Below are 23,930 nucleotides of genomic sequence, written 5' to 3' on the forward strand. Positions count from 1 at the left end.
GTCAGTTCGATCCAGCCTGTGCCGTCGGGGCGGGCGTATCCGGAACGATCTGCACCGGCGCGCCCACGGCGGTCTTCTGGAAGCCCGAGGTGATGACCTGATCGCCCGGCTGCACGCCGTCCGTCAGCACCCAGTCGTTGCCCGAGGCTTTCGCGATATGCACCGGCCGCTGCGCGACCTTGCCATCCGCCACCACCCAGACAAAGGCGGCGCCGGAACGGTCCCGCATCACCGTGTTCTGCGGCAGGGTGATCGCGTCATGCGCCACCGATTGCGGCAGGTCCACCTCGACATACATGCCCGGTAACAGGATGTGGTCGGGGTTCGGATAGCTCATCCGCAGCGTCACCATGCCCGTGGTCGGCTCGACCTGCGGTTCCGCGGCCTCCAGCCGGCCCTTGGCGCCATAGGTGCTGTTGTCGGGCAGGATCAGCGCCGCCTCGCCCAGCTCGCGCATCTGCCGCCCCTCGGGGGTCGAGGTCAGCCGCAGGATGTCCGTCGCAGATTGCGTGACGTCCACATTCACCGGATCGAGCGTGCGGATCGTCGCCAGAGGCGTCGCCTGCTGCGCCGCGACCAGCGCGCCGGTCGTGGTCTGCGACAGGCCGATCGCGCCCGAGATCGGCGCCCGGACCGTGGTGCGGTCAAGGTCGATCTCGGCGCTCATCAGTTGCGCCTGCGCCGCCTGAAGCGCCGCATCCGCCGCCTCGCGCGAGGAAACGGCCGTGTCACGGGCCTGCGCCGAACTGGCGTTTTGCCGGAACAGCTCCACCGCGCGCTTTTCCTGCGTCACCGCCAGATCGTAATTCGCCTGCGCCTGCGCCACGGCGGCTTTCGCCGCCGCGACGGCAGCGCGGTAGCTGTCATCCTCGATCTTGTAGAGCGGAGCCCCCGCCTCGACCATCGAGCCTTCCTCGAACAGCCGTTCCCGCAAGATGCCCGACACCTGCGGACGCACCTCGGCCACGGTAGAGGCCTTGATGCGCCCCGGCAGGCGCGCCGTCATCACCACGTCCGAGGCCTTCGCCTCGATCACCGTCACGGGGGCCGGTTGCCCTGCCCCCTGTGCCCAGACCGGCGCGCCGATCACAAAAACTGCGGAAACGGTGCCGAGGCATCGGAAAGTGGCATTCAGAAAAGACATCGGTAACCTGCGTATGCGTGAGGAGGGGGAGGACTCCTTCATCGCCTCATCGCGTTGACCTGCCTGCGGCAGCGACGCTGAGAGCGATGAAATCCGCCGCCCGCTGCCGTTCGGCGGCGGACAACGACTGTTGTGCGGAAAGATAGCTGCGTTCGGCATCCAGCACGTTCATGAACGTGCCTTCGCCCAGACTGAAATTGGTGCGCGACAGCTCGACCGCCTCGGACGAGGTGGACACGAGCCGCTGCTGCGCCGCGATGTTGCGGGCGTCGCGGTTGTAGGCCGCAAGACCCGATTCGACTTCCTCGATCGCGTTCAGCACCGATTGTTCCCAGGCGAGCTTCGCCTGCACCGCGCGCGATTCGGCGCCCTTGAGATTGGCGATGTTCCCCGCCTGAAAGATCGGCAGGTTGATCGTCGGCCCGATCGCCCAGTAGGTGATGCTGTTGCCGCCCCGCACCTGCGTCGGCGAGATCGACCCCGACAGGCTGACCGAGGGCCAGAACGCCGCCTGCGCCACGCCGACCTCGAAGGCCGCCGCCGCATACTGGCGTTCGGCCAGATTCACATCGGGACGTTCGCGCACGACCTCGGCGGGAACACCGACACTGGCGCTGAAACGCGGCCGCGGCTGCGGGCTGCCGCGCCGCAGCGTCGGGCGCAGATCGGCGATCCGCTGCCCGGTCAGCGTCGCCAGACGCGCCAGCGCCTGATCGAACCCCACCTCATAGGCCGGCAACTGCGCCTCGCCCTCGGCCACAAGCTGTTCGGCCTGCAACACGTCGAGCCGCGCCGCGCCGCCCAGATCGAACTGCGTCCGCGTCAGATCGAGGCTCCGCCGCCGGCTTTCCAGCGACCTCTGCGTCAGCGCGATATTCGCCTGATAGTAACGCATGTCGACATAGGCATTGGCGATCCCGCTTTCCATCACCAGCCGCGCGACATCCGCCGACAGATAGGCGGCATCGAGCTGCGCCGCCGCCGCCCGCCGGGCGTTGCGGTTCGCGCCGAAGATATCAAGCACCCAGCTCGCGCTCGCGCCGACCGAGCTGGAGGTCGCCGTCCCGGTCCCGTTGGGGTTGCCGCGCTGCGCACCCGCCGTCGCGTCCACCCCGGGCAGGTCATTCGCGCCGATCGCCTCGGCCGCGGCCCGCGCCTCGTTCACCGCCTCGACCGCCTGCCGCACGTCGAGGTTGCGGGCATTGCCCGCCGTGATGAGCTGGTCAAGCTGGCTGTCACGGAACGAGGTCCACCACATCCGGTTTCCGGTCCGCGCCGGTGCCGTGCCGTCGAACCGCGCGGCAACCGCCGCCGCGGGAGGATCGTAATTCACATCCGCGCATCCGGCCAGCGCCAGAGTGGCGGCGGACCATTTCAACAAGGAACGCCTGCCGATTGTCATTTGCGTCATTGGACTTCCCTTTCCCATTCGCTTCGCGTTCGGGACTCATATGGTCCCTGTTTCTCCGTCCGACCCGGCAGTCGTGTTCCCGTCATTTCCCGCTTAACATGCGGACCATTCACACACCTTTCCGGAACTCGTGCCGGAAAGACTAGCATCAAGTCGTCGGATACGCTTGTCCGAATTTTCTCAATCGGTTGGAAAGATTAGACCAGCCTTCTGCGTTATTCTTATTACATACATTCATGTTTGTTTGTAAAGTGGGATCGACAACGAAAGGACGATTGATGAGACGCAGCAAGGCAGATGCCGAACAGACGCGCACTTCCATTCTGGACGCGGCGGAACGGCTTTTCTGCGAATGCGGCATCGCCGCCACCCCGCTTGAACGTGTTGCACGTCAGGCGGGCGTGACGCGCGGCGCACTTTACTGGCATTTCAAGGACAAATCCGACCTGCTCAAGGCCCTGCGCGAACGCTACCGTCTGCCGCAGGAAGACCTGATCGCCCGCGCCGCGCGCGAAGGCCACGCCGATCCCTTCGGCCTGCTGCGCGACACCGCCGGCGATCTTCTGGCCACCTTCGAGGCCGAGGAAAGCCGCCAGAACCTTTATATGATGCTCAACGCGATGGTGCCCGACACCGAATCGGGGCGCTGGCTCTCGGGCTGCAACGCCGAAATGTTCGGCCTGCTCCAGCGCCTGATGGAACAGGCGCGCGAACACCGCATGCTCACCCCCGATCTCGAGCCGCAGGAGGCGGCGGTGGTCCTGATGATCACGATGAACGGCCTGCTGACCGAATGGATGCGCTCGGGCAAGGCCTTTTCGCTGACCGGCCTCGGGCTGAAAATCATGTGCCGTCAGATCGACAGCCTGCGCGCCCCCGCCGCCTGACCGATTCGTCGCCACGACGGCCACGACGGCCACGACGGCCACGACGGCCACGACGGCCACGACGGCCACGACGGCCACGACGGCCACGACGGCCACGACGGCCACGACGGCCACGACGGCCACGACGGCCACGACGGCCACGAATCATCGGCTGGCAGGACACCCCCTGCAACTCCTTTCTCCCATCATTCTTCCATAAATATCCCGGGGGTGAATTTGCCGTCAGGCAAAGAGGGGGCTGGCCCCCTCCACCGCCACGCACACCCGCGCTTCCGGCTTTTGAACCCGGCCCCCTCAAGCCACCCTCCTCTGGACCCCAGCCGGATTGTGGCCGATGATCCCGCCGCCAGCCGCAGATCGCAGGACAGACCTTGAGCCAGCCGCCCGCCATGCCCGCCATGCCCGCCAGCGCCAAGGCGCTTTTCATCGCCGCCGAGGTCCGCCGCCGGATCGTCGGTCGCGAATGGCGGCAGGGCGACCGCATCCCCGACGAGGCGGCGCTCGCCGTCACCTTCGGCGTGGCGCGCGCGACGGTGAACAAGGCGCTGCAACTGCTGGCCGAGGAAGGCCTGCTCGAACGCCGCCGCCGCGCCGGCACCCGCGTCGCGGTGGACCCGGCACGCAAGGCGGTGCTGACCGTGCCGATCGTGCGCGAACAGATCGAGGCGGCGGGCTTCCCCTACGGCCACCGCATCATCGCCAGCCGCCGCAGCCCCCTGCCCGCCTCGATCGCCCGCCGCATGGGCCTGACGGCGGGGCTCACGGCGCTCCACCTGCGCGAGGTCCATTATGCCGGCAACCGCCCCTGGCAGCTCGAGGACCGCTGGATCAACCCCCGCGCCGTGCCGGAGATCGAGGCGGTGGATTTCCGGCAGCTCAATTCCAACGAATGGCTGGTGCGCAACGCACCCTATGTCCGCGCGACGATGGATGTCTCGGCCGCGAATGCCGACCGGCGCGAGGCGCGGCTGCTGGACATCCGTCAGGGACAGGCGCTGCTGATCGTCAACCGCACGACCTTCAACGATATCGGGCCGATCACCTCGGTCCGGCTGGCCTTCCAGCCCGGCCATGTGATGGTCGCCGACTGATCGGGATCATCTTCCCGAGCCGGCCCGCAGGCGGATGGGAAGAAAGGGGGCCAGCCCCCTCGCCCGTTCCGGGCTCACCCCCGGGATATTTATGGAAACACGAAAGGCAGAAGGCGTCTTTTGAGGATGCCCTGAAGCGGATTGGACGCAACGGTTTTGACCGGAGGCGCGCGGTTTTCGGTCGTGCAACATCATGGGATCGGGTTCCGTATCTGCCAAGCCTACCCTGTCACACGGACTTTTTCAGCAGCCGCTAGAGGATCCGCAGCGGCATCTCGGGCGCGACGACCGCCAGCGCCGCCGCGATCCGCCCGATCAGATGCGTCTGCACATAGGCCGCGTGAAAGCCCGAGGGCGCGCGCAGCACCAGCTCGCCCGCCTCGTCGACGGGTTCCAGCGCCGCGAACCAAACGCGATGGATGCTCGCATCCTCGGCGAGCAACCGGCGGGACACCTGCCCCCAGAGGCTTTCCCCCGACGGCAGCGCGGCGCCTGGAAACGGGATGACGGTCGAGGCGGCGGGTTCCGGCGCTTCCTCGGTGCGCAGCCGCACGTCCAGATCCGGTCCGACCCGGATCCAGTCGGCGCGGGTATCCTCGAGGATCTTGGCGATCGCCAGCCCGTATTGCGCCACCCTGCCCCGCGCCGCCGGACGCTTTTCCACCAGCCAGCCGCGTTCTCTGAAAGCCGCCATCTCGCGCTTGACGGTGCGCACATCGACCGACCACAGCCGCGCGATCTCTTCTTGTCCGATGGAAAGCAGATCGTTCTGCCAGTTGTAGCGCGCCGTCACCAGCGAGATCAGCCGCAAGGCCTGCCGCTGGAAGCCCTTGTCGCGTGCAAGCGCATGCACCGCCAGCACCGTCAGCAGATCATATTTGCGCGTGCCGCCGCCTCGCCCGACGGCTTTCTTCATCAACACCGGACTGCCCTTTCCATGTCATTGTGACATGCCGCCTGCTCACGCGTTTGCCGCGTCTGTATCATGAGAACGCCGTTCGCGGGATCCCGGCCAAGAACGTTGCCTTCGTTCCCTGCCGCGCCAATCCAACGCTATTCGCCATTCTGTGGTTATTAGCGTTGGCATTTACGATTCTGTCAAGTGCCGGGCTGAAACGGCTTTGCCGGATCACGCCAATGGAAAAGAAAAAACGGTTCCATTGGTATTGGGGGACATCCTGTCTGTCACCCCAAATGCCGGAAATGTCCCCCCAATCCCTCCGAGACCCCCGGGTTTTGTCCCGTCAACCGGACCCTGGCCTGCGGGTCCGCCACCCGGTCGGGGCGAATCGGGGAAAGCCTTTCCGTGCAGGCATTTGGCCGCTTATCGGCGCTTTCCGGCATTCTGCGCCCCGATCATAACTTAACTTTTGCGATTTGCGCAAATCCATCGTATTTCTGTTTCGCATAACAATCTACGTCCAGAAAACGGAAACGAGCATGTTCACCCATGAGGATCTTGCAGCCCTGCAGGCGCAGTCGCTGAAGATGCAGAGCCATATCCGCCGCCAGACCTTCTCCCCCGAGCATGAAAAGACGCTGCGGCGCTTTTCCTCGTGGGAGGTGTCCGAGCTGATCTTTCGCATCAACCAGTCGACCTTCCGCGGCCGGCTGGTGTCCGAGCCCGACCTTCCCGGCGGGGAAGTCGAGGAGGACGGCCGCCAGCGCTGGTTCTCGCTCTCCGAGATCAACGAGCTGCGCCGCAAGATGAAGATCAACCGCCATTCGCTGATGCCGGTGCGCCCGGCGGGCAAGCGCGCGATCCGGGTGGCGATCTCGAACTTCAAGGGCGGCGCGGGGAAATCGACCGTCGCGCTGCACATGGCGCATGCGGCGGCGCTGGACGGATATCGGGTGCTGCTGATCGATTTCGACCCGCAGGCGACGCTGACCCATTCGATGGGCCTGCATGATGTCAGCGAGGAACTGACCGTCTGGGGCATCATCGCGCGCGACCTCGTGCATGAAACCGACCGGATGAACGCCGCGCCGCGCGCCGCCGAAACCGGCACTGCCCTGCCCCAACGCCGCCTGCCTGCCTCGGTCCGCGATCTGGGGCTTGGGGATCTGCGCGTGGGCGACTTCATCCGTCCGACCGCCTGGCCCACGATCGACATCGTGCCGTCCTGCGCCAATGCCGCCTTCGTCGAATTCGCCTCGGCGCAGTATCGGCACCTGAACCCGGACTGGTCCTTCTTCGCCGCGGTGTCGCGCTATCTGGACGCCCTGCCCCATGATTCCTACGACCTGATCCTGTTCGATTGCCCGCCGGCCATCGGCTATCAGTCGATGAACGCCGTCTTTGCGGCAGATGTGCTCTATATCCCCTCGGGCCCCGGCTATTGGGAATACGACTCGACCACCTCTTTCATCGGTCAGCTGGCCGAGGCGCTGTCCGACCTTGCCACCGGCTTCGACGGCACCTTCCCCGCGGGGAAGATGACGCTGCCGAAAGCCTTCCTTGATGTGCGCTTCCTGATGACGCGCTATGAACCGGGGAATGAATTGCATCGCGCGATGTTCGAGGCATTCCGCAAGGTCTTTGGCGATACCGTCGCCAAGGAACCGATCGAGATGACCCGCGCCGTCGAACAATCCGGGCGCTTCCTCTCTTCGGTCTATGAAATCGACTACCGCACCATGACGCGGGAAACCTGGCGCCGCGCCCGTGCCTCGTTCGACCGCGCCTATATGGAATTCAAGGACTGCTTCCTGCAAGCATGGGAAAAGGTGGAGGCTGAGGAATGAAAAAGCGCCGCATCTTCGACATCGACCTGCCCGAGGAGGAAGAGACCTTCCCCGCGGGGAAGCCCGAGGAACCCCCCGCGCGCCGGTCGCCGATGGCCGCCGCGATCACCGAAAACGCCGAATCCCTGCGCGAACGCCGCGCGGTCGAGGATCAGATCCGCGCCGAGAATGACGCCCTTGCCGCCGAACATGTGCGGATGAAGCGGCTTGGCCTGATCGTCGACATGGTGCCGCTCGACGCGGTGGAATGCTGGAAGCTGGTCCGCGACCGGGTGAAGGGCGACGATTACGAATTGACGGAACTTGTCGCCTCGATCCGCGATCTGGGCCTGTCGAACCCGATCCGGGTCGAGGCGCGCGAGGATGGCAAATACGAGCTGATCCAAGGCTACCGGCGCCTGTCGGCCTATCGGCAATTGCTGGAAGAAACCGGCGATGCCGAGAAATGGGGCCGCATCCCGGCGGGCATTCTTCCCCGCGGGGAAGATCTTGACGGGCTCTATCGCCGCATGGTCGATGAAAACCTTGTGCGCAAGGACATCTCATTCGCCGAAATGGCGATGCTCGCGCTGAATTACGTCCGCGATCCGCAGACGGCCGAGAACGATCCCGACAAGGCCGTGGCGTTGCTGTTCCAGTCGGCCGGCTATCAGAAGCGCAGCTACATCCGGCAATTCGTCCGGCTGATGGACCGCATTGGCGAGGATCTGCGCTTTGCCCAGCATATCCCACGCGCGCTTGGGCTGAAGCTGGTGACGGTGCTGGAAGAACGGCCCGAGCGCGCCGCGCAGATCCGCGCCGTGCTGAAGGACTGGGACAACCGATCCGTGTCCGATGAAATCGCGGTGCTGCAAAAGGCGGTGGGGGAGGGGGATCCCGAACGTCCCATCCCCGTGGCGACGGTGGCGCCCCGACCGGGCAAGGCCAAGACGACGTTTCAGGTCACCTCGCGCGTCGGCACCGCCAAATGCACCGCCGCGAATGGGCGGCTGGAAATCCGGCTGGACCGGGATTTCTCGGCGCTCGACCGGCACAAGCTGGAGGCGGCGCTGGCGCGGCTTCTGGACGATATCGGCTGATCTTCCCCGCGGGGAAGGGGAGGGGAGGGCGCCCGGGGATTTCCCCGGGCGTTTTCAGTCCAGCAGGTCCGTTGCGGGGTTCTGCTCGATTTCCACATCGGCATAGTAGCGCCCGGCCTGCTGGACGGAGCGATGCAGCGACAGCTTCATCGCCGCCTGCAGCGGCGCACCGTCCAGCGCCGCTTGGGTCAGGAAGCCCGATCGCAGCCCGTGCGGCGTGGCGTAATCCTCGGGCAGGCCCGCGGCCTTCAGCCGGGCGCGCAGGATGATGCGGATCGCGTCCGGGGCAAGCGGGCGGGGCAGGGGGCGCCCGGCCCGGCTGACGGGGCGGAAGAGGGGGCCAGAGTCGATCCGCGCGGCCTCGATCCAATGCACCAGGGCGCGGGCGGCGCGCCCCTTGACCGGCAGGCGCGGCGCAGCCCCCCGTGCCGTGGTCTTGGTTTCCAGAAGCCGCAGCCAGATCAACCCGCGCTCGGCAAAGTCGCTCAGGTCGATGTCGTCGCGCTTCAGCCCGGTGATCTCCGAGCGTCGCCGGCCGCCCGAGGCGAAGCCCAGCATCAGCACTGCCCGGTCGCGGATCCCGCGCAGGCTGTCGTCGCAGGTGGCCAGCAGGGTTTCCAGCACGTCGCGGGTGACGGGGCGGGGGGATTTCGGTTTCTCGGGCCGGGCCGCGGCCTTGCGCGCCTTGGCCCGCGCCTGACGCAAAAGCGGCGCCTCGAACGGCGAGGGCAGGTTGCGGATCCGGTGAAACGCCCGCCACGAGGCGATCCGCCGGTCCAGCGTCGACGGGGCAGGGCAGTCGAGCGACCGCCGCAGCCCCGCCGCGATCAGCTCCATCGCCGCCTCATGCGCATTGGTCCCGGGCCGGTCGTTCAGGTCGATGGAATGGTCGAGCACAAAGCGCAACGCAACGCGCTCGTCCTCCGGCCAGACGAGAGGCTGCCCGAATACCTCCGCCTTCCACGCGGCGATATAGGCCAGGTCCCGTTCCCAGGCCCGAAGCGTATTCGCCGGCGTGCCGCGCCGGTAAAGATCCGTGAGGGTCTGTTCCTCATCCTTCGACAGGCTGGAAAAGCTGATCGGAACCGGCGCGGTCATGGTGGTTTCTCCCGTGGTTTCGGGGGAGGATGGCGGATGGCGGCCAGATTTTCAATACTCACGATAATCAGGATTTATCGTGTGTAATACCAAAATAGAGATTTACGATGCAGACCGCATATAAGGATTATATTGCGGCTTACGCATTACATGTTATATCAATGGAAACCCGATAGCGCGGGCCGCGCGGCATTCACTTATTCCCCCACGATCGGGAGATATGTGCTTGCAGGGTTTCTGTTGGCAGTGTCGCCGATCGTGCCGCGCATCCCGGCGGCACTAATCTACCGCAGACGGCAACAGCCCGGGAAACCCCGGGCCGTCAGATGTCGTTTGGTCTGAACAACCACGTCAGGCCGCGACAGGGGATGTGTTCGCCTCTGAGGTTTCGTGGTCGTGATTTCGGTGATCGAGACCGGTTCATGTCTGATCTGAGCACACAACGTAGTCATGAAGCCTGACGATCGTGGATGAAGCGGCCAGCCAGATCCTGACCGGCCCGCCGATGTCACCGCCTCATATCCCGAAATCCCTTGGCGCAGTATGCGTGGAATGCGTAACCGGATCGCACAGGGATATCTCGACGTTGATCCTCATGTGGGACCGTCGAAGCAGAGCTTCCACCGCTTGTCGAGCGCCCGCGCAAGCTGTCCAGCCACTCGCTTTCCCGGTTTCAGCCATAGCTCGTCGGCCCTCCGATGGATGCTATGAAGGCGTGCAGGCCGGGGCGGTCGATGATGCGTGAGGGGAACCATATACGGCGGGCGGCGCCTTCTGCCGCCAGATCCAATCCGTCGGGGTCAAGCGATGTCACGCGCCATTTCCCCCGGACGCCGCCCGCCCGGGCGGAAAGCGCGGCCAGCGCCGGACGGCTGTCATTGATCCGGCGGATCTCGTCCACTTCGTGGCGGCACAGATCCTCGGCGCTGGCCAGTTCCGTGCGCAGGTCTGCCGGCGTCAGGTCGTCGGTGTTGCGGGCCGGGCCGCCGTTCAGGTGAAGGCCCTCGACCGCGACCCGGAACATCCGGGTATCGCGCAGCCCCAGATAGGCCGCCGATTTCGGAAACCGCCGGCGGTAGCGCTCCCGCGCCCGGTCCAGCATGTCCGGTGGCAGGGGATGCGCCGTGCCGACCAGCGTCAGCCGACGTTCATTCAGCACGTCGAGGCCCCCGGTCTGCGCGATCGACAGCGACACCCTGGGATCCGCCAGAAGATTGCGCGCATGCAACGACACACCCGCGGCATAGAACAACGGTGTGCCGTCCGGCTCGATCGAGAGGTTGGTGAAGGTGCTGTAGGGATAGCCGCTGTCGCGATCCAGCGTTGCAAGCGCGGCGACGCGACTCGACCGGAACAGGTCGCGCGCGGCGATGCGGGCATCGAACGGCGCTGCGAGGGAGGTGTCGATCGGAATATCGCGCGGCGTGATGACAGGGGTATGCGTGGTCATGGCCCATCCTTCCAGGTGACGATCGAAGGCTGGCATGGGCTGGCGGATATCCGGCACACATGACGGCAACCGCATCGCAAGGCAAGTCCTGCGAACACGGAATATTGAACTCGGCGCTGCGGGCCGCTAAGGTCCGCGCGCCCGGGCCTGTTCCGGGCCGGCCGACTCTCCGAGACAGCGGACCTCAGCGTTCTGCGATCAAGGGCAATGTCGCATTTCCCTGATCGACGAGGAGACAGTCATGTCGCATCACGCGCTAGCGCGTTTTCATACCCTTGGGTTTCTGCTGGGCAGCAGCATTCTGGCCGGCTTGCCCGGCAGCCTTGCGGCGCAGGAGGCCGCATCCCCGCAAGACGGGCAGACCGCGGCCAGCGGTGCCGTCGTGCTCGACCCGCTGCTGATCACCGCGCGTGACGGTTCCGGCGGCGGGCAGGGCGACAGCATCTATCGGACGCCCGATGCCGTCAGTTCCACGGATGCGGCTGAGATCCAGACCCGCAGCGGCGGTAACCCGCAGGGCGCCCTGCGGATGATGCCCGGGGTCTTTACCCGGCAGCAATCGAGCCAGCCCGGCATCGAGGTCAATATCCGCGGCCTCAGCGGTTATGGCCGGGTCAATGCGATGATCGACGGCGTGCCGCAGACCTTCAGGAACATCGCCGGGCACGAGGCTTCGGGTGGGTCCATGCTGTATGTGCAACCCGAACTGCTTGCCGGGGTCGATGTGGCGCGCGGCGCCGTTGCGGGCGCGGCAGGTTCCGGCACGCTGGCAGGCGCCGCGAATTTCCGCACTCTCGACATCGATGATGTCGTGTCCGAGGGGCAGAAACAGGGCGTGCTGACCCGGTTGAAGTTCGGCGGCAATGGCTATCACCGCTCCGGCATGGTCGCGATGGGCCAGCGCTTCGACGGCCTCTGGGGCGGCATGGGCGAGGCCAACTATATCGTCGGCACCGCCTACACGGTGCAGGGCGATTACAAGGGCGGCCATGATTATGAGATCCCGGGCGGGCAGACGGGCCGCGCATCGGGGAATTCGCCGAAAGGTTCGCTTGCGAAGGTCGAGATCAGTCCGAATGCGGCGCACAGGTTCTCGATCGGCTGGCGGGACTATGACAACACCTTCCGGAACTCGTCCTATACGTGGAACGTGCGCAACAACACCTGGACGGCGGGCTATGCCTATGACCCCGGCAGCCGGTGGATCAACCTCGACATCGAGGCCTATTACAACGACAGCAAGCTCGATTACCTCAACACCACGGGCAGCTATGCGGGGCGCAGGACCGAGGACAGGACGACCGGCCTCAATGTGACGAACCGTGCCTCGGTGGACTGGATGGGCCATCCGCTCGACCTGCAATATGGCGTGAGCTGGAGCCGGAACGACTTCCAGACCCATTATGCGCGCGGCGGCAACTCTCCGGGCAAGCTCGACAAGGCGAGCCTGTTCGGCGAGGCGGCGCTTGACCTTGGACGGTTCGGCCTGAACGGCGGGCTGCGCTACGATCACTGGAAGATCGACGGGTATCGCGCGCCCTATGCCGCCGGCGTGGGGGATTGTCCGGCCGGTGGTGCGGCTTGCGGCGACGACTGGGTGACCCGCGATGGCGGCAAGCTGTTGCCGAAAATCGGCCTGACCTTCAAGGCGCGTGAGGATCTGGAGCTTTATGCGAGCTATGCCCATACCTTCCGCCCGCCGACGACGCATGAGGCATTCTTCTCGCTTGTGCCCTTTGGCAATGGCACGGGCAGCGGTGTGGCGAACAACCTCGACCTGAGCCCCGAGACCAGCAAGACTGTGGAAATCGGGGCGAATTTCGTGCGTGACGGGCTGTTCCTGCCGGGCGACAAGGCGCGGCTGAAAGTGGGCGCGTTCCACAGCGATATCAGGAACTACATCGTCAATGACTTCGTCTATGTGCCGGGGCGGGGCACGACGGCGATGTGGGTGAACAGGTCCGGCACCACCGGCATGGACGGGATCGAGATCGAGGGCGGCTATGATCTGGGCTTCGCCTATCTGAACCTTGCCTTCACGGCCAGCAACACCGACGACCAGCCGCATGGCGACGGGGCCGGATCCGGCAATGGCGAAGGCTCGGTTCTGCCCGATACGGTCGCCACGCTCGACATCGGCACGCGGCTGATGGACCGGCGGCTGAGCCTTGGCGCGCAGGTCCGCTATGTCGGCGAGGGAAAGGAAGCCATCGGTGACTACAGCGGCTCGGGCATCACGAGCCAGTGGACCACGACCGATGCCTATACGCTGGTGGACCTTTACGGCAGCTACGCGGTCACCGACCGGGTCGAGGCGTTCCTCTCGGTCGAGAACGTGGAGGACAAGAAATACGGTTACGCGGGTTCGGGCTATGGCGGCTACGCGGCCCAGACGGGCCGGGGCCGGACCTTCATCGTCGGCATGACCGCGCGGTTCTGACATCGGCCGGCCCCCCGCGTGGGGGCCGGTTTTCTTTCAGCCGATCTCCAGTGTCCTGAACGGGCCGAGCGCATCGGGCCTGCGATGCGAGACGCACAGGATCGCCGCATCGGGCAGCGCCTCGCGCAGGTTGCGCAGGACCAGAGCCTCGGTCTCCGGATCGAGCGCGCTCGTCGCCTCGTCCAACACCACCCAGCCGGGCCGGGCGAGGAAGACCCGCGCAAGGGCGAGCCGCTGCCGCTCGCCGCCCGACAGGTCCTCGACCCGCGCCTCTTGCGACAACGCGCCGAGGCCGCTTTGCCGCAGGGCATCGGTGATCCGGTCCGGACCATAGGTCTCGGGCGGCTCCGGATAACTGGCGGAGGCGGCGATCCCTTCGGGCAGCAAGCGCGGCTGCTGCGGCAGGACATGCAGCCCGCCGGGCGCGGTGATCCGCCCCTCGGGCGTGTGGAGGTGCAGCCCCTGAAGGCGCAGCGATCCGTCATCCGAGGGCAGCCGCGCGATCCGTTGCGGCACCTGTTGCAGCGGCGGCGCTGCCGCTGTGCGGAACAACCCGTCGAGACGTTCCGAGACCGCGACGAATTCGGCCAGATCACGATAGGAGAAGATGAACCAGCTCAGCGTCGTCGTGACATTGGAGAAGGCCGAGGCAAGCTGCATCAGGCCGCCAAGCGTCACCGTTCCGGCGAAATAGGCGGGCAGCGCCAGAAAGGTGGGAATCCGCAGCACCGTCTGAAAGTAGGGCCGCGCGAACAGGCCGAGCACCAGCTCGCGCCGGATCAGCAGGTTCCAGTTGCCCCGCACGGCGGCGAACAGCCGGTTCAGGCGGCGGGTCTCGGCGGGCTCGCCGCCCGCGACCGCGATGGCATTGGCATTTTCCCGCAACTGGATCAGCGCGTGGCGGAAATCGGCCTCGCGCTTTTCCTGCGTGAAGATCGCGCTCTTCAGCGGCCGGCCCAGCAGATGGGTGACGACGGAAGACAGCGCCACATACAGAAACGCCGCCCAGACCATGTAGCGCGGGATCCCGACGCCCCACAGCTGCAGGGGAAAGGAGGACAGTGCCCATAGCAGCGTGACATAGGACACCAGCGCGACGACATTGGTGATCAGGTCGAGCGACTCGATCAGCAGGCGATTGACGAACAGCCGGCAATCCTCGGCGACGCGCTGGTCCGGATTGTCGATCGCGCCGGGCGACATGCCGGGGCGAAGATACCAGTAGGCCCGCCCCGACACCCACAGATCCAGCGCCCGCCGCGTCAGATTGGCGCGCCAGCGCATCAGGAGCCGCTTGCGCAGCCAGTCGCCGGCAAGGAAGGCGGCCGCCGAGGCCGCGATCCACAGCCCGAATACCCCGATCTGATGCAATGCGCCCGCCGCATCCATCTGTTCCAGCGCGTCATAGAACGCCTTGTTCCAGGCGATCAGCCGGACCGAGATCCAGACTCCCAGAAACTGCAACGCCAGAACCACACCATAGACCGCAAGTCCGCCCCACATGCCGGGGCCGGAAACGGCGATCCACGCCAGCCGCATCACGCGGCGAAACAACTGTCTCATGTCAGCCATCACGATACGCCCCCGCGGGGGCGGTGATCCCTTCGGGGCGCGCGTGTGCCAGGGGCACGGGCTGGCGGCGAGGCTCGCCTGCGGTATCATTTTTGCCGCCCGGGCATCAATAGCGTCTTTCTATACCCGTCCTGCGACGGTATCTGTCAGGGGCCGCAGCCCGTCATCACGCTTTGCCTGAGCCAGCGCCGGCAAGAGATCACTCCGACAGAGGAGATGGGCATGGCCCTTTCCGAACAGGCGATCACTCCGCGCGGAATCGAGATCAATACCGCCGCAGGCGCGCCCTTCGACGCGCGCGGCACGGCGCGCAACCTGCTGCATGAAACCCGCGTCGCGGCCTTGTCCTGCACCGATCCGAGCGGTTTTCCCTATGGAACGGTGACGAACATCATCGTCGAACCCGATGGCACCCCGGCGTTCTTCGCCGCGGGCCTGACGTTGCATGCGCGCAATCTGCTGGCCGATGACCGGCTGGCCCTGACGCTTGCGGCGTTCGGGCAGGCGGATGTGCTGACCCGGCCGCGGCTGACGCTGGTCGGTCGCGCCGTCCGTCTTGCGCCGGAAGAGGCGGAGCCGGTGCGGCGGCGCTATCTTGCGCGGTATCCGAAGGCGAAGCTATATCTGTCGCTGCCGGATGCGCTGATGTTCCGGGTGACGGTATCGGGGGTGCAGATCAACGGTGGCCCCGCCCGGAATGCCGCGCAGATCGGCCCCGAGGATCTGCGCATCGACATCGCGGGGGCGGAAGACCTGATATCCGCCGAAGCCGATCTGCTGGACCGGCTGAACGCCGGACCGGGTCTTGCCAGCCGCGCGGCGGCGCGGGCGGGGCGGTGGCGTTTCGCCGGCATCGACCCGGAGGGTGCGACACTGGACAGCGGCAAGGAGAGCGTCCGGCTCTGGTTCGGGACACGGGTGACCCGGCCGGACGATGCCTTTTCCGAAATCGAGCGCCTGTCGCACGAGGTGAAGGCCTGACGCCTTTGGCGCGTTGAAGACTGCCCCCGTCGGGGAGCCGTGCAAAGTCATCGGATCACGATGCGCATTCCCGGGAGCTGCCCCCATCCTGCGATGGGAGGCAATCCCGTTCCCCGCCAGCTCTGTCCGGTTCAGACATAGCTCGCCGCCAATCCCTCTTCCGCCGGTCTGCGGATCCCTGTCCCGATATGTCCATATGGTCTTTACTATTGGATCATATGGACTATATTGGAGCGAACAGGAGATCATCATGCAACTCGCCGTCAAAACCCGCGACCCCGCCGAGATCAATGCCGTTGCCCTCAAGGCCTATGCCCGGATCGCCGACGCATGGGGTCTCAGCCTGCGCGAGGCGGCCGGGCTCGCCGACATGTCGGAAAGCACCTGGAAACGGGCGAAGAAGCCCGGGTTCGCCGGCGAGCTCACGAAGGATCAGCTGCTCCGGCTCAGCGCGGTGATCGGGATCTACAAGTCGCTCGATCTCTACTTCTCGGATCCGCTCGCCCGGACCTGGTTCACCCGGCCGAACACCGGCCCGCTGTTCGGCGGCGCCCGGCCGGTGGACACCGCGATCGACGGCGGCCTGCCGCAGATCCTGGCGATCCGGACCTATCTGGACGCGCTGCGGGGCGGTGCATGAGAAAGGCCGAACTGTCGGACCGCGGCCTGATCCGGCTGCTGCCCGCGACCTATCACAAGCCACCCGCGCTGCGGGGGCTGGTCGACACCGACGACGAGATGGAGGTCCTCGCCGAGATCGAGGGGCTGACCAGCGCCCGGCTTCTGGCCGAGCGCGGCCGCAGCCCGCATCTCGACCCGCGCGAACTGGCATGGCGACGCCGGTCCCGCGATCTGCGGATCTACGGCGACACCCATGTCAACGCGGCCTTCACCTACACAAGGACCGGCGGCAACCGCTTCAACGCCGAGGATCGGGGCGCATGGTATTGCACTTGGGACGTCAGGGTCTCGGTGGCGGAGGTCGCCTGGCACCGGACCCGGGAACTCGGCTTCACCGGCTCGTTTCACGACAGCGCGCGCTATGTCGAGCTGCTCGCGGATTTCATCGGCGAATTCGACGATCTCACCGACGAGCCCGGGCATCCGGCGCTGAACCCGGACCCCGACATCGGATATCCCGAGGGGCAGGGACTGGCAGCGCGGCTGCGGCGCGACGGATCCCGCGGCCTCGTCTATCCGTCCGTCCGCGCACCCGGCGGGAACTGCCTTGTCTGTTTCGAACCGGGGGCGGTCCAGAACGTCCGGCCGGGCGCATCCTGGGATCTGACGTGGAACGGAACGCCGGACTATTCCATCGTGGCGGCTTGATTGCTGGCGCCCGGCAGGCTCAGGCCTCCAGCCCTTCCATCAGGGTCATGAGGGCATTGTCCAGGGCATCGGCCCCGACCTTTTCGGGAAGCAGGAGGCCGTCGATGGTCAACAGGGCCAGACCATGCATCTGTCCCCAGCAGGCCGCCATCTGGCCGCGAACGTCACGCGGGCGCAGCGTGCCTTCGGCCTGGCCACGCATCAGAAGCGCGATCAGGGGTTCGCAGGCGGCCAGCGCCCGTTCGTCCAGATGCACATCCGCAGGTTGCCTCCCGGCGTCGGCGCTGAACATCAGCCGGTAAAGACCGGGGTTGGCGGTCGCGAAGCGCATGTAAGCCCGCCCCATCCCGAAGAATGCGTCCCGCAAAGAGCCGGAAGCATCCGGCTTGTCCTGCGACAGGGCCTCGCGGAGCCGGTCAAAGCCGATGAGCGCCATTTCCGCCAAGAGCGATGCCTTGTCCGCGAAATGCTTGTAGGGCGCAGCATGGCTGACACCTGCCCGCCGGGCGATCTCCCGCAAAGTGAACTGCCATCCGCGATCCTCATGCAGCATGGCCATGGCGGTGTCGAGAATGGTGCGTCTGAGGTCGCCATGGTGATAGGGGCGGTCGATGGTGTGTTGCATGGAGGCTTACGAAGTTGTCAGTGAAAACATATGTTGACGATGGCTACTTGTGGACCATATGTCAACAACAGGAAGTTTCCGCCGTCAACTTCAGGGGACAGGCATGGACACCACGGACATGATCCGGACCGCCGGACGTCTTGAAGACATCCTCGCCCTCCAGCGAGCCGCCTTTCTGCGCGATGGCCCGCCTGCGCTTGACCGGCGCCGGGCGGACCTGAAAACCCTGCGGGCGGCCGTGCTCGCGCGGCGGAGCGAGATCGAGAACGCGCTGAACGCGGATTTCGGCCATCGCTCCCGCCACGAGACGGCGATCATGGAGATTTTCCCGCTTGCCGCCGGGATCGACTATCTGCGGCGGAATCTGCGCCGCTTCATGCGCCCTTCGCGTCGGCATGTGGCTTTGACGATGCGCTTCGGCCGCGCCCGCGTCGAATACCAGCCGCTCGGCGTGATCGGCATCATGGCGCCATGGAACTATCCGCTCCAGCTGGCCCTGATGCCGCTGGCGACCGCGATCGCGGCCGGGAACCGCGCGATGGTCAAGCCTTCGGAGTTCACCCCCGCTACCGGCGAACTGATGTCGCGGCTGCTCGCCGATGTGTTCCCCCGGGAACAGGTCGCGGTCATCACGGGCGACGCCGAGGTGGGCGCGGCCTTTTCGGCGCTGCCGTTCGATCATCTGCTTTTCACCGGCAGCACCCCGGTCGGACGCAAGGTGATGAGGGCCGCAAGCGACAATCTGGTGCCGGTGACGCTGGAACTGGGCGGCAAATCGCCCGTGATCGTCGCGAAGGGGCACCCGCTGGATCATGCGGCGGCCGGCATCGCCTACGGCAAGCTCGCGAATGCGGGCCAGACCTGCATAGCGCCCGATTACGCGCTGGTGGATGAGGGCGAAATCGACGCATTCGCGGCGGCCTTCGACAAGGCCGTCGCCGCCCTCTATCCGGAGGGCCCGGCGAGCCCGGACTACACGGCAATCATCAACGACCATCACCACGCCCGGCTGTCCGCGCTGATTGCCGATGCGCGCGAGAAAGGTGCGCAGATCAGAACGGTCGGGGGCAACGCCGAACAGGCGGCCGGACCCGCGCGCACCCTCGCGCCGACGCTGGTGCTGAATGCCACGGACGACATGCGGATCATGCAGGAGGAGATTTTCGGCCCCGTCCTGCCAGTGGTGGGCTACCGCGGGATCGACGCGGCGATTGGCTACGTAAACGCGCGCGCCCGACCGCTGGCGCTCTATTATTTCGGCCCCGACGGGGAGGACAGGACCAAGGTGCTGACACGCACGACCTCGGGCAACGTCACCGTCAACGGAACCCTCCTGCACATCGCGCAGGACGATCTGCCCTTCGGCGGCGTCGGCGCCAGCGGTATGGGCGCCTATCACGGCATCGAGGGCTTCCGCTCGATGAGCCATGCCAAGGGCATTTTCGAGCAGGGCCGATGGAGCGGCGCCGCGCTGCTGCGCCCGCCCTTCGGAGCGCTCACCGACAGGATACTGGACATGGTCCTTCTACGACAGCGAGACTGACCGCTCTCTGGAAAAGGCCGGCCGTCTGCCCCTTCAGGTTGAGCAGACCCTACATCACCGCGAGCGAACTTCCGGGGGGCAGGCCCTGAGCGGTCGGCCGCGGGCGCGAAGCAGCAAAGCCGCGAGCGTATAGCCCGCAGCCAGGACGAGTTGCCAGACGATGGTGCCGGACACCGCCGCAAGGCCTGACCCCATCTGATCCACCCGGACGAAGGCCGTGATCGCCGTCGTCGACGGAATGAGCGCCGCGATGGCCCAGAGTGGCTTCGGCATGCTCTCGACCGGCCAGGATATGCCCGAAATGAAGAACAGCGGCACCCCCATGACGACAAGGGTGAAAACCATCGCTTCCCGGCTTGGCGCCAGCTGTGCCATGACGAACCCGAGGGCGGTGACGGCCAGCAGGAACGGAATGGCCAGCGCGTAAAGCTGCTCCCACGATCCCAGACGTTCGATCCCATATGCGAAAGGCAGCAGGATCTGCGTCACGGCGATCCACAGGCCATAAAGCAGGATATAGACCAGCGGCGCCGCGATCGCGTCGATCCATCGGTCCGCCCGACGACCCGCGTGCAACACCCCGATGCCCATCAGGAGCGTCTGTTGCAGGATCAGCACGAAGGCCGCCGGAACGACGTAGCTCGCATAGCCTCCCTGCGGGTTGAAAAGTGCTATGGAACTGATCGCGACCGGACTGACCATCGCCATCGCCACGCCGGGATCCACGCCGGCGGCGGTCAGGCGCTCGTATTGCACTTCGGCGCCCAGATCGCCTGCCGCGCTGCTCACGGCGGTCGATATCGCGCTGTAGATCAGGAAATAGCCCGCATCTCCGTAGACGGCGATCGGCGATGGATTTCCGTCGAGCAGTTCGCGCTCGAAATCCGGGGGGATGACGACGCCGCCGCTCACCTCGCGCGCGAAAAACAGGGCCTGCGCATCGGGGAGCGTCGGAAGCGCCGCAACCACGGCCACACTGTCCGTCGCATCAATGCGCCGGATCAGGTCCCGGCTGGCCGACGAGCCGTCCTGATCCACGACAGCGACGGGAACATCGCGGACGACCTCCGAAACATAGGGCTGGGGATAGATGCCCGAATAAAGGATGATGGACAGGAGCATGGTGGCGCGGGCCGCCTTGTCCGCAAGCAACCGCCGGAACGCCGTCCACATGGCGCGAAACAAGACAGTCATCCGGAAAGCTCCCCTGCGGAGATTTCATGCGGCCGCGCCTGCCGGCGCACCAGCAACAGCGCGAGGCCGCCGTAAAGACCCCACAGCGCGACCAGCCAGCCGAGGGCGGGGAGGGACATGGCCGCATCCGCGCCCCGGACCGCCTGATCGATGCGCAATTGCAGATAGGGCGTCAGCGGCAGGGCGGCCCCCCATGCCAGGGCGAAACCGTTCATGGCCATCCTCGGAAAGCTGATCCCGACGAAACCGAAGGCCGGCGCCGTCAGGATGCCGGCATATCCCAGTCCGATCAGGGGGCTTTCCGACACGAGGCCCAGAAACGCCCCGAGCGAGAGGCATGCCGACACGAACAGCAGCGAGCAGAGCAGATACAGCACCGGATCGCCGCGAAACGGGGCGCCGAAATAGCCGAAGACGATGGCATCCGCCCCCCAGAGCATGACGAGATAGATCATCCCGTATGGCGCGAGCTTGCCGATCAGCGCCCGCCATGCGCACCCACCATCGGCGACGAAACGCGCCATGCCGCCGCGATCGCGGCGTTCGCGCGAGATGGCGAGAACGGCGCTGGCGCAGATGAAGATCTGCAGGACCGACGGCATGCTGGAGGCCAGCAGGAACTGCGTATAGTCCAGCGCCGGATTGAACAGGGGGCTTTGCCGGACCGGGATCGGGTTCACCCCGGCCTCGGCCTCCTCTGCGGTTTGCCCCTGGGATTCGCGCAATTCGATGGACACGCCGGCGGCAAAGCTGCCGAGCGCCGCGCCCGCGGCCCGCGCGACGATGCCGCCCACCGTCAGCATCTGGCTGTTGTGGAAGACGACGATCTCGGGGCGTTTCGACGCCAGCAGATCGCGCTCCATCTCGGGCGGGATCATGACGATCCCATAGACCTCATTGGAAACGAGCGCCTTTCGCGCCTCGGACAGATCCGGCAGTTTTGCCACGACGGCCAGATCCGGCGTTTCGTCGATCATCCGGACAATCTGCCGCGACATCGTGCTGCCATCCTGATCGACGACCGCGACCGGCAGGCCGGTCGGCACCTCCTGATGGAACGTCGCCGTCAGCACGAAAAGCAGCAGCAGGGGATAAGGCACCAGCAGCACGAACAGCGCGCGGCGCGACGCGATCTGGCGCACCTCCTGGCGGAAAACCCGCCATATCCCCCGGTCGCTCGATGCGGACATGGCTCAGCGCCCCTTCACGTCGATCAGGGCGCTCATCCCCGGGCGCAACCGCGCATCCTTTTCCAGAGGAACGGCGCGGAGCGAGAACGTGCGCAGATCGAAATCCCCCGTGGCCTTCGTGGCGCGCCAGTTGGCGTAGCTTCCCAATGCGTTGATGGCCGTGACGCGGCCGCGAAAGACCTTGCCGGCCAGCGCGGGCACGCGGATCTGCAGCTCGTCGCCGATGGAAAGGTCTCCAAGCAGGTCCTCGCGCAGGTTGAACGTGAACCATGCGTCGTCGACATCCACCACCGAGATCAGCGGCGAGCTGGCGGCGAAGTTCTTGCCCGGTTCCGCCATGCGGGCGGTGATCTGACCGTCGATCGGGGAGACGACCGTCAGCTCCGCGATATCCGCCTCGGTCTGCCGGACGGTGGCCTCCGCCTGCCCGACCTGCGCCACGGACACGGCCTTTTCTTCGGGGCTGTTGCCGTTGCGGGCAAGGGCCAGATTGGCCTGTGCCGCCTCTTTCCCCCGCAGCGCCGCATCCAGCTTGTTCGCCGCGTCGTCCACATTCTGTGCCGATGTCACCGAAGATTCACGCAGCGCCGAGACCCTGTCATAGGTCTTTTGCGCCAGAACGAGGTCCGCCTCCGACTTGGCCAGTTCGGCTTCGCGGGCGGCGATGGTTTCCGGGCGGGTCGAAAACGCGAGGTCCCGGTTGGCTTGCGCAACCGCCAGGGCGGCGCGCCCGGATTCAAGGCTGGCCATGAGCTGCGGACTTTCCAGCCTGACGACGACCTGCCCCCGGCTGACCCGGTCGCCGAAGTCCACCGGAACATCGGCCACACGACCGGAGACGCGCGAGGCGAGATCGATCCGCGTCGCCTCGACCTCTCCCTGCACGCGCACGGTGGAGGGGCGCTCCCCCGCCCAAAGGGCATAGCCGCCCGCCAGCAAGACAAGCGCCAGCGGGATCGCCATCAGCATTTTTCGGTTCGGCATGTTCATCGCCTCGTCACGCGCGGGATTGCGCTTGCGGTATTTAGGAAAACTGGTATTTTCCTAAATATGATTCAAGGAAGCATGTCAATGGAATCCGAAGAACCCCTTCCCCCGGAGGTCGCGCCTCCGGCGGCAGAGGCGGCGGGCCAGTCCAGACGTGCTCCGGGACGGCCACCGCTGCGCGAGCAGGAGGAAACCCGGCAGATCATCATCGAGGCCGCCGCGCATGAATTCGTCACCGCCGGGTTCGCCCATGCCAGCATGAGCCGCATCGCCCATGCCGCGGGGGTGTCCACCCGCACCCTCTACAGGGTGGCCACCGGCAAGGACGATCTGTTCCGCATCGTCGCCGAACAGCGGATCGCGCGGATCGTGGCGGATTTCCTGCGCGTTCGCGGAGAGGGTCTTTCCCCGGCGGAGGAACTCGTCGAGCTGACGACCGCCTATGCCGGGTTCGTGCTTGGCCCCGAGGTCAGCTCGACGACCCGGATGGTCGGCGAACAGCAGGGGCGCTTCCCCGATCTCGCGACCAGTTTCCGGCAAAACGCGCAGCGCCTAGCAAACGCATTCGACATGGCCGTGGCCGAGCTGTTCGCCCGTCGCTTTCCCGGGCGGGACGATGCCGCGTTCATCGCCCATTTACTGCGGCTGGTCTTTCTGGGGCAGCAACGCCAGCAGACGGCAGGGATCGCACCGCCCCTGACCGATGCCGAGATCCGCATCTTCGCCCGGCAGGTGACCGGGTGGATCGCCCGAACCGAATGAACCACCGCCCGGATCGGCCCCGACGCCGACAAGCCCCGACATCAACCAGGAGCTTCGGATGCAGTTCAATTCCATCAGGTCGCAAACGGCCCCCGGTGGGGAGATCACGTCGCGGGCGGCGCGGCGGCCCTTCCTTGGCGCGGCGGGCCGGCAGGGGCCAGACCATGAGCAGCGGTGATCCCAACGTTTCGGCCGCCGTCAGCGTCCGGCAGGGACCTAAGGGCACCGGGATCTCGGGCACTGTGAGTGTCTGGACGATCGGCCAGTTGCCCGCGCCGGAGGCTTTCGCCGGGCGGGTCAGGTTGGACGATGTGGGTTTTCTGGACACGGCGGGGGCGTGGTATCTGCTGCGGCTGCGGGCGGGCGGGGTTGTGCTGGAGGGGTTGAGTCCCGCGCATG

The 23,930-nt window shown here is 66.1% G+C and carries 20 protein-coding genes and 2 pseudogenes; 12 read left to right on the forward strand and 10 right to left on the reverse strand.

From position 1 onward, the window contains the following. Position 1 precedes the first annotated feature (1 nt). Both D2T30_RS20145 and D2T30_RS20150 read right to left on the reverse strand, forming a co-directional pair. Positions 2 to 1,144 carry an efflux RND transporter periplasmic adaptor subunit gene (locus D2T30_RS20145; RefSeq protein ID WP_128185923.1) on the reverse strand — a complete coding sequence of 381 codons (1,143 nt, stop codon included), beginning with the start codon at positions 1,142 to 1,144 and terminating at the stop codon, positions 2 to 4. Between the two features lie 46 nt (positions 1,145 to 1,190). Further along, positions 1,191 to 2,555: an efflux transporter outer membrane subunit gene (locus D2T30_RS20150; protein WP_128185921.1), complete on the reverse strand. Its 1,365-nt coding sequence runs from the start codon at positions 2,553 to 2,555 to the stop codon at positions 1,191 to 1,193. 278 nt (positions 2,556 to 2,833) lie between these two features. Between D2T30_RS20150 and D2T30_RS23965 the strand changes: the two genes are divergently transcribed. Both D2T30_RS23965 and D2T30_RS20165 read left to right on the forward strand, forming a co-directional pair. Then, on the forward strand, positions 2,834 to 3,442 hold the full coding sequence (locus tag D2T30_RS23965) for a TetR family transcriptional regulator (protein WP_164884378.1): 609 nt from the start codon (positions 2,834 to 2,836) through the stop codon (positions 3,440 to 3,442). A gap of 371 nt (positions 3,443 to 3,813) precedes the next feature. Beyond that, positions 3,814 to 4,533 carry a GntR family transcriptional regulator gene (locus tag D2T30_RS20165; protein WP_241651356.1) on the forward strand — a complete coding sequence of 240 codons (720 nt, stop codon included), beginning with the start codon at positions 3,814 to 3,816 and terminating at the stop codon, positions 4,531 to 4,533. Between the two features lie 253 nt (positions 4,534 to 4,786). On the opposite strand, the gene D2T30_RS20170 is transcribed toward D2T30_RS20165, so the two are convergent. After that, positions 4,787 to 5,449: a hypothetical protein gene (locus D2T30_RS20170; protein ID WP_128210298.1), complete on the reverse strand. Its 663-nt coding sequence runs from the start codon at positions 5,447 to 5,449 to the stop codon at positions 4,787 to 4,789. Positions 5,450 to 5,973: 524 nt separating this feature from the next. Here D2T30_RS20170 and D2T30_RS20175 point away from each other — a divergent pair. Next, positions 5,974 to 7,281, forward strand: coding sequence for an AAA family ATPase (locus D2T30_RS20175; protein ID WP_128185917.1), 1,308 nt, complete (start codon positions 5,974 to 5,976; stop codon positions 7,279 to 7,281). Next, complete coding sequence (locus tag D2T30_RS20180) at positions 7,278 to 8,360, forward strand: ParB/RepB/Spo0J family partition protein (protein WP_128210299.1); 1,083 nt, start codon at positions 7,278 to 7,280, stop codon at positions 8,358 to 8,360. Before D2T30_RS20175 ends, D2T30_RS20180 begins: the two co-directional genes overlap by 4 nt. Before the next feature lie 54 nt (positions 8,361 to 8,414). Here the strand turns inward: D2T30_RS20180 and D2T30_RS20185 are convergent, their stop codons facing one another. Beyond that, positions 8,415 to 9,458 (reverse strand): tyrosine-type recombinase/integrase, encoded by a 1,044-nt coding sequence (locus D2T30_RS20185; RefSeq protein ID WP_128210300.1) that lies wholly within the window; start codon positions 9,456 to 9,458, stop codon positions 8,415 to 8,417. 516 nt (positions 9,459 to 9,974) lie between these two features. Here D2T30_RS20185 and D2T30_RS24210 point away from each other — a divergent pair. Next, a pseudogene (locus tag D2T30_RS24210) lies at positions 9,975 to 10,169 on the forward strand (HepT-like ribonuclease domain-containing protein); the annotation flags it as partial. Here D2T30_RS24210 and D2T30_RS20195 read toward each other — a convergent pair. Then, positions 10,132 to 10,908: a HugZ family pyridoxamine 5'-phosphate oxidase gene (locus D2T30_RS20195; protein WP_128210301.1), complete on the reverse strand. Its 777-nt coding sequence runs from the start codon at positions 10,906 to 10,908 to the stop codon at positions 10,132 to 10,134. The pseudogene D2T30_RS24210 and the gene D2T30_RS20195 overlap by 38 nt on opposite strands. A gap of 241 nt (positions 10,909 to 11,149) precedes the next feature. Here D2T30_RS20195 and D2T30_RS20200 point away from each other — a divergent pair, with 241 nt between their 5' ends. Further along, a complete protein-coding gene (locus D2T30_RS20200; protein WP_128210302.1) occupies positions 11,150 to 13,348 on the forward strand; it encodes a TonB-dependent receptor domain-containing protein in 2,199 nt (732 codons plus the stop codon). Between the two features lie 36 nt (positions 13,349 to 13,384). Here D2T30_RS20200 and D2T30_RS20205 read toward each other — a convergent pair whose 3' ends face one another. Continuing rightward, positions 13,385 to 14,911 carry an ABC transporter ATP-binding protein/permease gene (locus tag D2T30_RS20205; protein ID WP_128210303.1) on the reverse strand — a complete coding sequence of 509 codons (1,527 nt, stop codon included), beginning with the start codon at positions 14,909 to 14,911 and terminating at the stop codon, positions 13,385 to 13,387. A 231-nt stretch (positions 14,912 to 15,142) separates the two neighbouring features. On the opposite strand from D2T30_RS20205, the gene D2T30_RS20210 reads away from it, so the two are divergent. The 3 genes from D2T30_RS20210 to D2T30_RS20220 all read left to right on the forward strand — a co-directional run bounded on the left by D2T30_RS20210 (position 15,143) and on the right by D2T30_RS20220 (position 17,230). After that, positions 15,143 to 15,901: a HugZ family pyridoxamine 5'-phosphate oxidase gene (locus tag D2T30_RS20210; RefSeq protein WP_128210304.1), complete on the forward strand. Its 759-nt coding sequence runs from the start codon at positions 15,143 to 15,145 to the stop codon at positions 15,899 to 15,901. A gap of 250 nt (positions 15,902 to 16,151) precedes the next feature. Beyond that, positions 16,152 to 16,541 carry an MbcA/ParS/Xre antitoxin family protein gene (locus tag D2T30_RS20215; RefSeq protein ID WP_128210305.1) on the forward strand — a complete coding sequence of 130 codons (390 nt, stop codon included), beginning with the start codon at positions 16,152 to 16,154 and terminating at the stop codon, positions 16,539 to 16,541. Continuing rightward, a complete protein-coding gene (locus tag D2T30_RS20220) occupies positions 16,538 to 17,230 on the forward strand; it encodes an RES family NAD+ phosphorylase (RefSeq protein WP_128210306.1) in 693 nt (230 codons plus the stop codon). The genes D2T30_RS20215 and D2T30_RS20220 overlap by 4 nt, the downstream gene beginning before the upstream one ends. 19 nt (positions 17,231 to 17,249) lie before the next feature. On the opposite strand, the gene D2T30_RS20225 is transcribed toward D2T30_RS20220, so the two are convergent. Next, entirely contained in the window at positions 17,250 to 17,855 is a 606-nt protein-coding gene (locus tag D2T30_RS20225; RefSeq protein ID WP_128210307.1) for a TetR/AcrR family transcriptional regulator, read from the reverse strand. Between the two features lie 103 nt (positions 17,856 to 17,958). Here D2T30_RS20225 and D2T30_RS20230 point away from each other — a divergent pair, with 103 nt between their 5' ends. Beyond that, entirely contained in the window at positions 17,959 to 19,398 is a 1,440-nt protein-coding gene (locus tag D2T30_RS20230; RefSeq protein WP_128210308.1) for a coniferyl aldehyde dehydrogenase, read from the forward strand. Between the two features lie 54 nt (positions 19,399 to 19,452). Here the strand turns inward: D2T30_RS20230 and D2T30_RS20235 are convergent, their stop codons facing one another. Genes D2T30_RS20235 through D2T30_RS20245 form a run of 3 tightly spaced genes read right to left on the reverse strand, consistent with a single transcriptional unit; the run spans position 19,453 to position 22,766 of the window. Continuing rightward, entirely contained in the window at positions 19,453 to 20,592 is a 1,140-nt protein-coding gene (locus D2T30_RS20235) for an ABC transporter permease (RefSeq protein WP_128210309.1), read from the reverse strand. Further along, positions 20,589 to 21,782 (reverse strand): ABC transporter permease, encoded by a 1,194-nt coding sequence (locus D2T30_RS20240; RefSeq protein ID WP_128210310.1) that lies wholly within the window; start codon positions 21,780 to 21,782, stop codon positions 20,589 to 20,591. The genes D2T30_RS20235 and D2T30_RS20240 overlap by 4 nt, the downstream gene beginning before the upstream one ends. A 3-nt stretch (positions 21,783 to 21,785) precedes the next feature. Then, positions 21,786 to 22,766, reverse strand: a complete 981-nt coding sequence (locus D2T30_RS20245; RefSeq protein ID WP_128210311.1) for an HlyD family secretion protein — start codon at positions 22,764 to 22,766, stop codon at positions 21,786 to 21,788. Between the two features lie 87 nt (positions 22,767 to 22,853). Here D2T30_RS20245 and D2T30_RS20250 point away from each other — a divergent pair, with 87 nt between their 5' ends. Both D2T30_RS20250 and D2T30_RS20255 read left to right on the forward strand, forming a co-directional pair. Next, a complete protein-coding gene (locus D2T30_RS20250; RefSeq protein WP_164884379.1) occupies positions 22,854 to 23,531 on the forward strand; it encodes a TetR/AcrR family transcriptional regulator in 678 nt (225 codons plus the stop codon). 164 nt (positions 23,532 to 23,695) lie between these two features. Continuing rightward, a pseudogene (locus D2T30_RS20255) lies at positions 23,696 to 23,930 on the forward strand (hypothetical protein); the annotation flags it as partial.

Source organism: Paenirhodobacter populi (assembly GCF_004022215.1).
GTDB classification, from domain to species: Bacteria; Pseudomonadota; Alphaproteobacteria; order Rhodobacterales; family Rhodobacteraceae; genus Rhodobacter; species Rhodobacter populi.

Bases quoted from the DNA above. Each gene is read 5' to 3' on its own strand.
- D2T30_RS20145 (WP_128185923.1), bottom strand. From the start codon at position 1,144: ATGTCTTTTCTGAATGCCACTTTCCGATGCCTCGGCACCGTTTCCGCA.
- D2T30_RS20150 (WP_128185921.1), bottom strand. From the start codon at position 2,555: ATGACGCAAATGACAATCGGCAGGCGTTCCTTGTTGAAATGGTCCGCC.
- D2T30_RS23965 (WP_164884378.1), top strand. From the start codon at position 2,834: ATGAGACGCAGCAAGGCAGATGCCGAACAGACGCGCACTTCCATTCTG.
- D2T30_RS20170 (WP_128210298.1), bottom strand. From the start codon at position 5,449: ATGAAGAAAGCCGTCGGGCGAGGCGGCGGCACGCGCAAATATGATCTG.
- D2T30_RS20175 (WP_128185917.1), top strand. From the start codon at position 5,974: ATGTTCACCCATGAGGATCTTGCAGCCCTGCAGGCGCAGTCGCTGAAG.
- D2T30_RS20180 (WP_128210299.1), top strand. From the start codon at position 7,278: ATGAAAAAGCGCCGCATCTTCGACATCGACCTGCCCGAGGAGGAAGAG.
- D2T30_RS20185 (WP_128210300.1), bottom strand. From the start codon at position 9,458: ATGACCGCGCCGGTTCCGATCAGCTTTTCCAGCCTGTCGAAGGATGAG.
- D2T30_RS20195 (WP_128210301.1), bottom strand. From the start codon at position 10,908: ATGACCACGCATACCCCTGTCATCACGCCGCGCGATATTCCGATCGAC.
- D2T30_RS20200 (WP_128210302.1), top strand. From the start codon at position 11,150: ATGTCGCATCACGCGCTAGCGCGTTTTCATACCCTTGGGTTTCTGCTG.
- D2T30_RS20205 (WP_128210303.1), bottom strand. From the start codon at position 14,911: ATGAGACAGTTGTTTCGCCGCGTGATGCGGCTGGCGTGGATCGCCGTT.
- D2T30_RS20210 (WP_128210304.1), top strand. From the start codon at position 15,143: ATGGCCCTTTCCGAACAGGCGATCACTCCGCGCGGAATCGAGATCAAT.
- D2T30_RS20215 (WP_128210305.1), top strand. From the start codon at position 16,152: ATGCAACTCGCCGTCAAAACCCGCGACCCCGCCGAGATCAATGCCGTT.
- D2T30_RS20220 (WP_128210306.1), top strand. From the start codon at position 16,538: ATGAGAAAGGCCGAACTGTCGGACCGCGGCCTGATCCGGCTGCTGCCC.
- D2T30_RS20225 (WP_128210307.1), bottom strand. From the start codon at position 17,855: ATGCAACACACCATCGACCGCCCCTATCACCATGGCGACCTCAGACGC.
- D2T30_RS20230 (WP_128210308.1), top strand. From the start codon at position 17,959: ATGGACACCACGGACATGATCCGGACCGCCGGACGTCTTGAAGACATC.
- D2T30_RS20235 (WP_128210309.1), bottom strand. From the start codon at position 20,592: ATGACTGTCTTGTTTCGCGCCATGTGGACGGCGTTCCGGCGGTTGCTT.
- D2T30_RS20240 (WP_128210310.1), bottom strand. From the start codon at position 21,782: ATGTCCGCATCGAGCGACCGGGGGATATGGCGGGTTTTCCGCCAGGAG.
- D2T30_RS20245 (WP_128210311.1), bottom strand. From the start codon at position 22,766: ATGCCGAACCGAAAAATGCTGATGGCGATCCCGCTGGCGCTTGTCTTG.
- D2T30_RS20250 (WP_164884379.1), top strand. From the start codon at position 22,854: ATGGAATCCGAAGAACCCCTTCCCCCGGAGGTCGCGCCTCCGGCGGCA.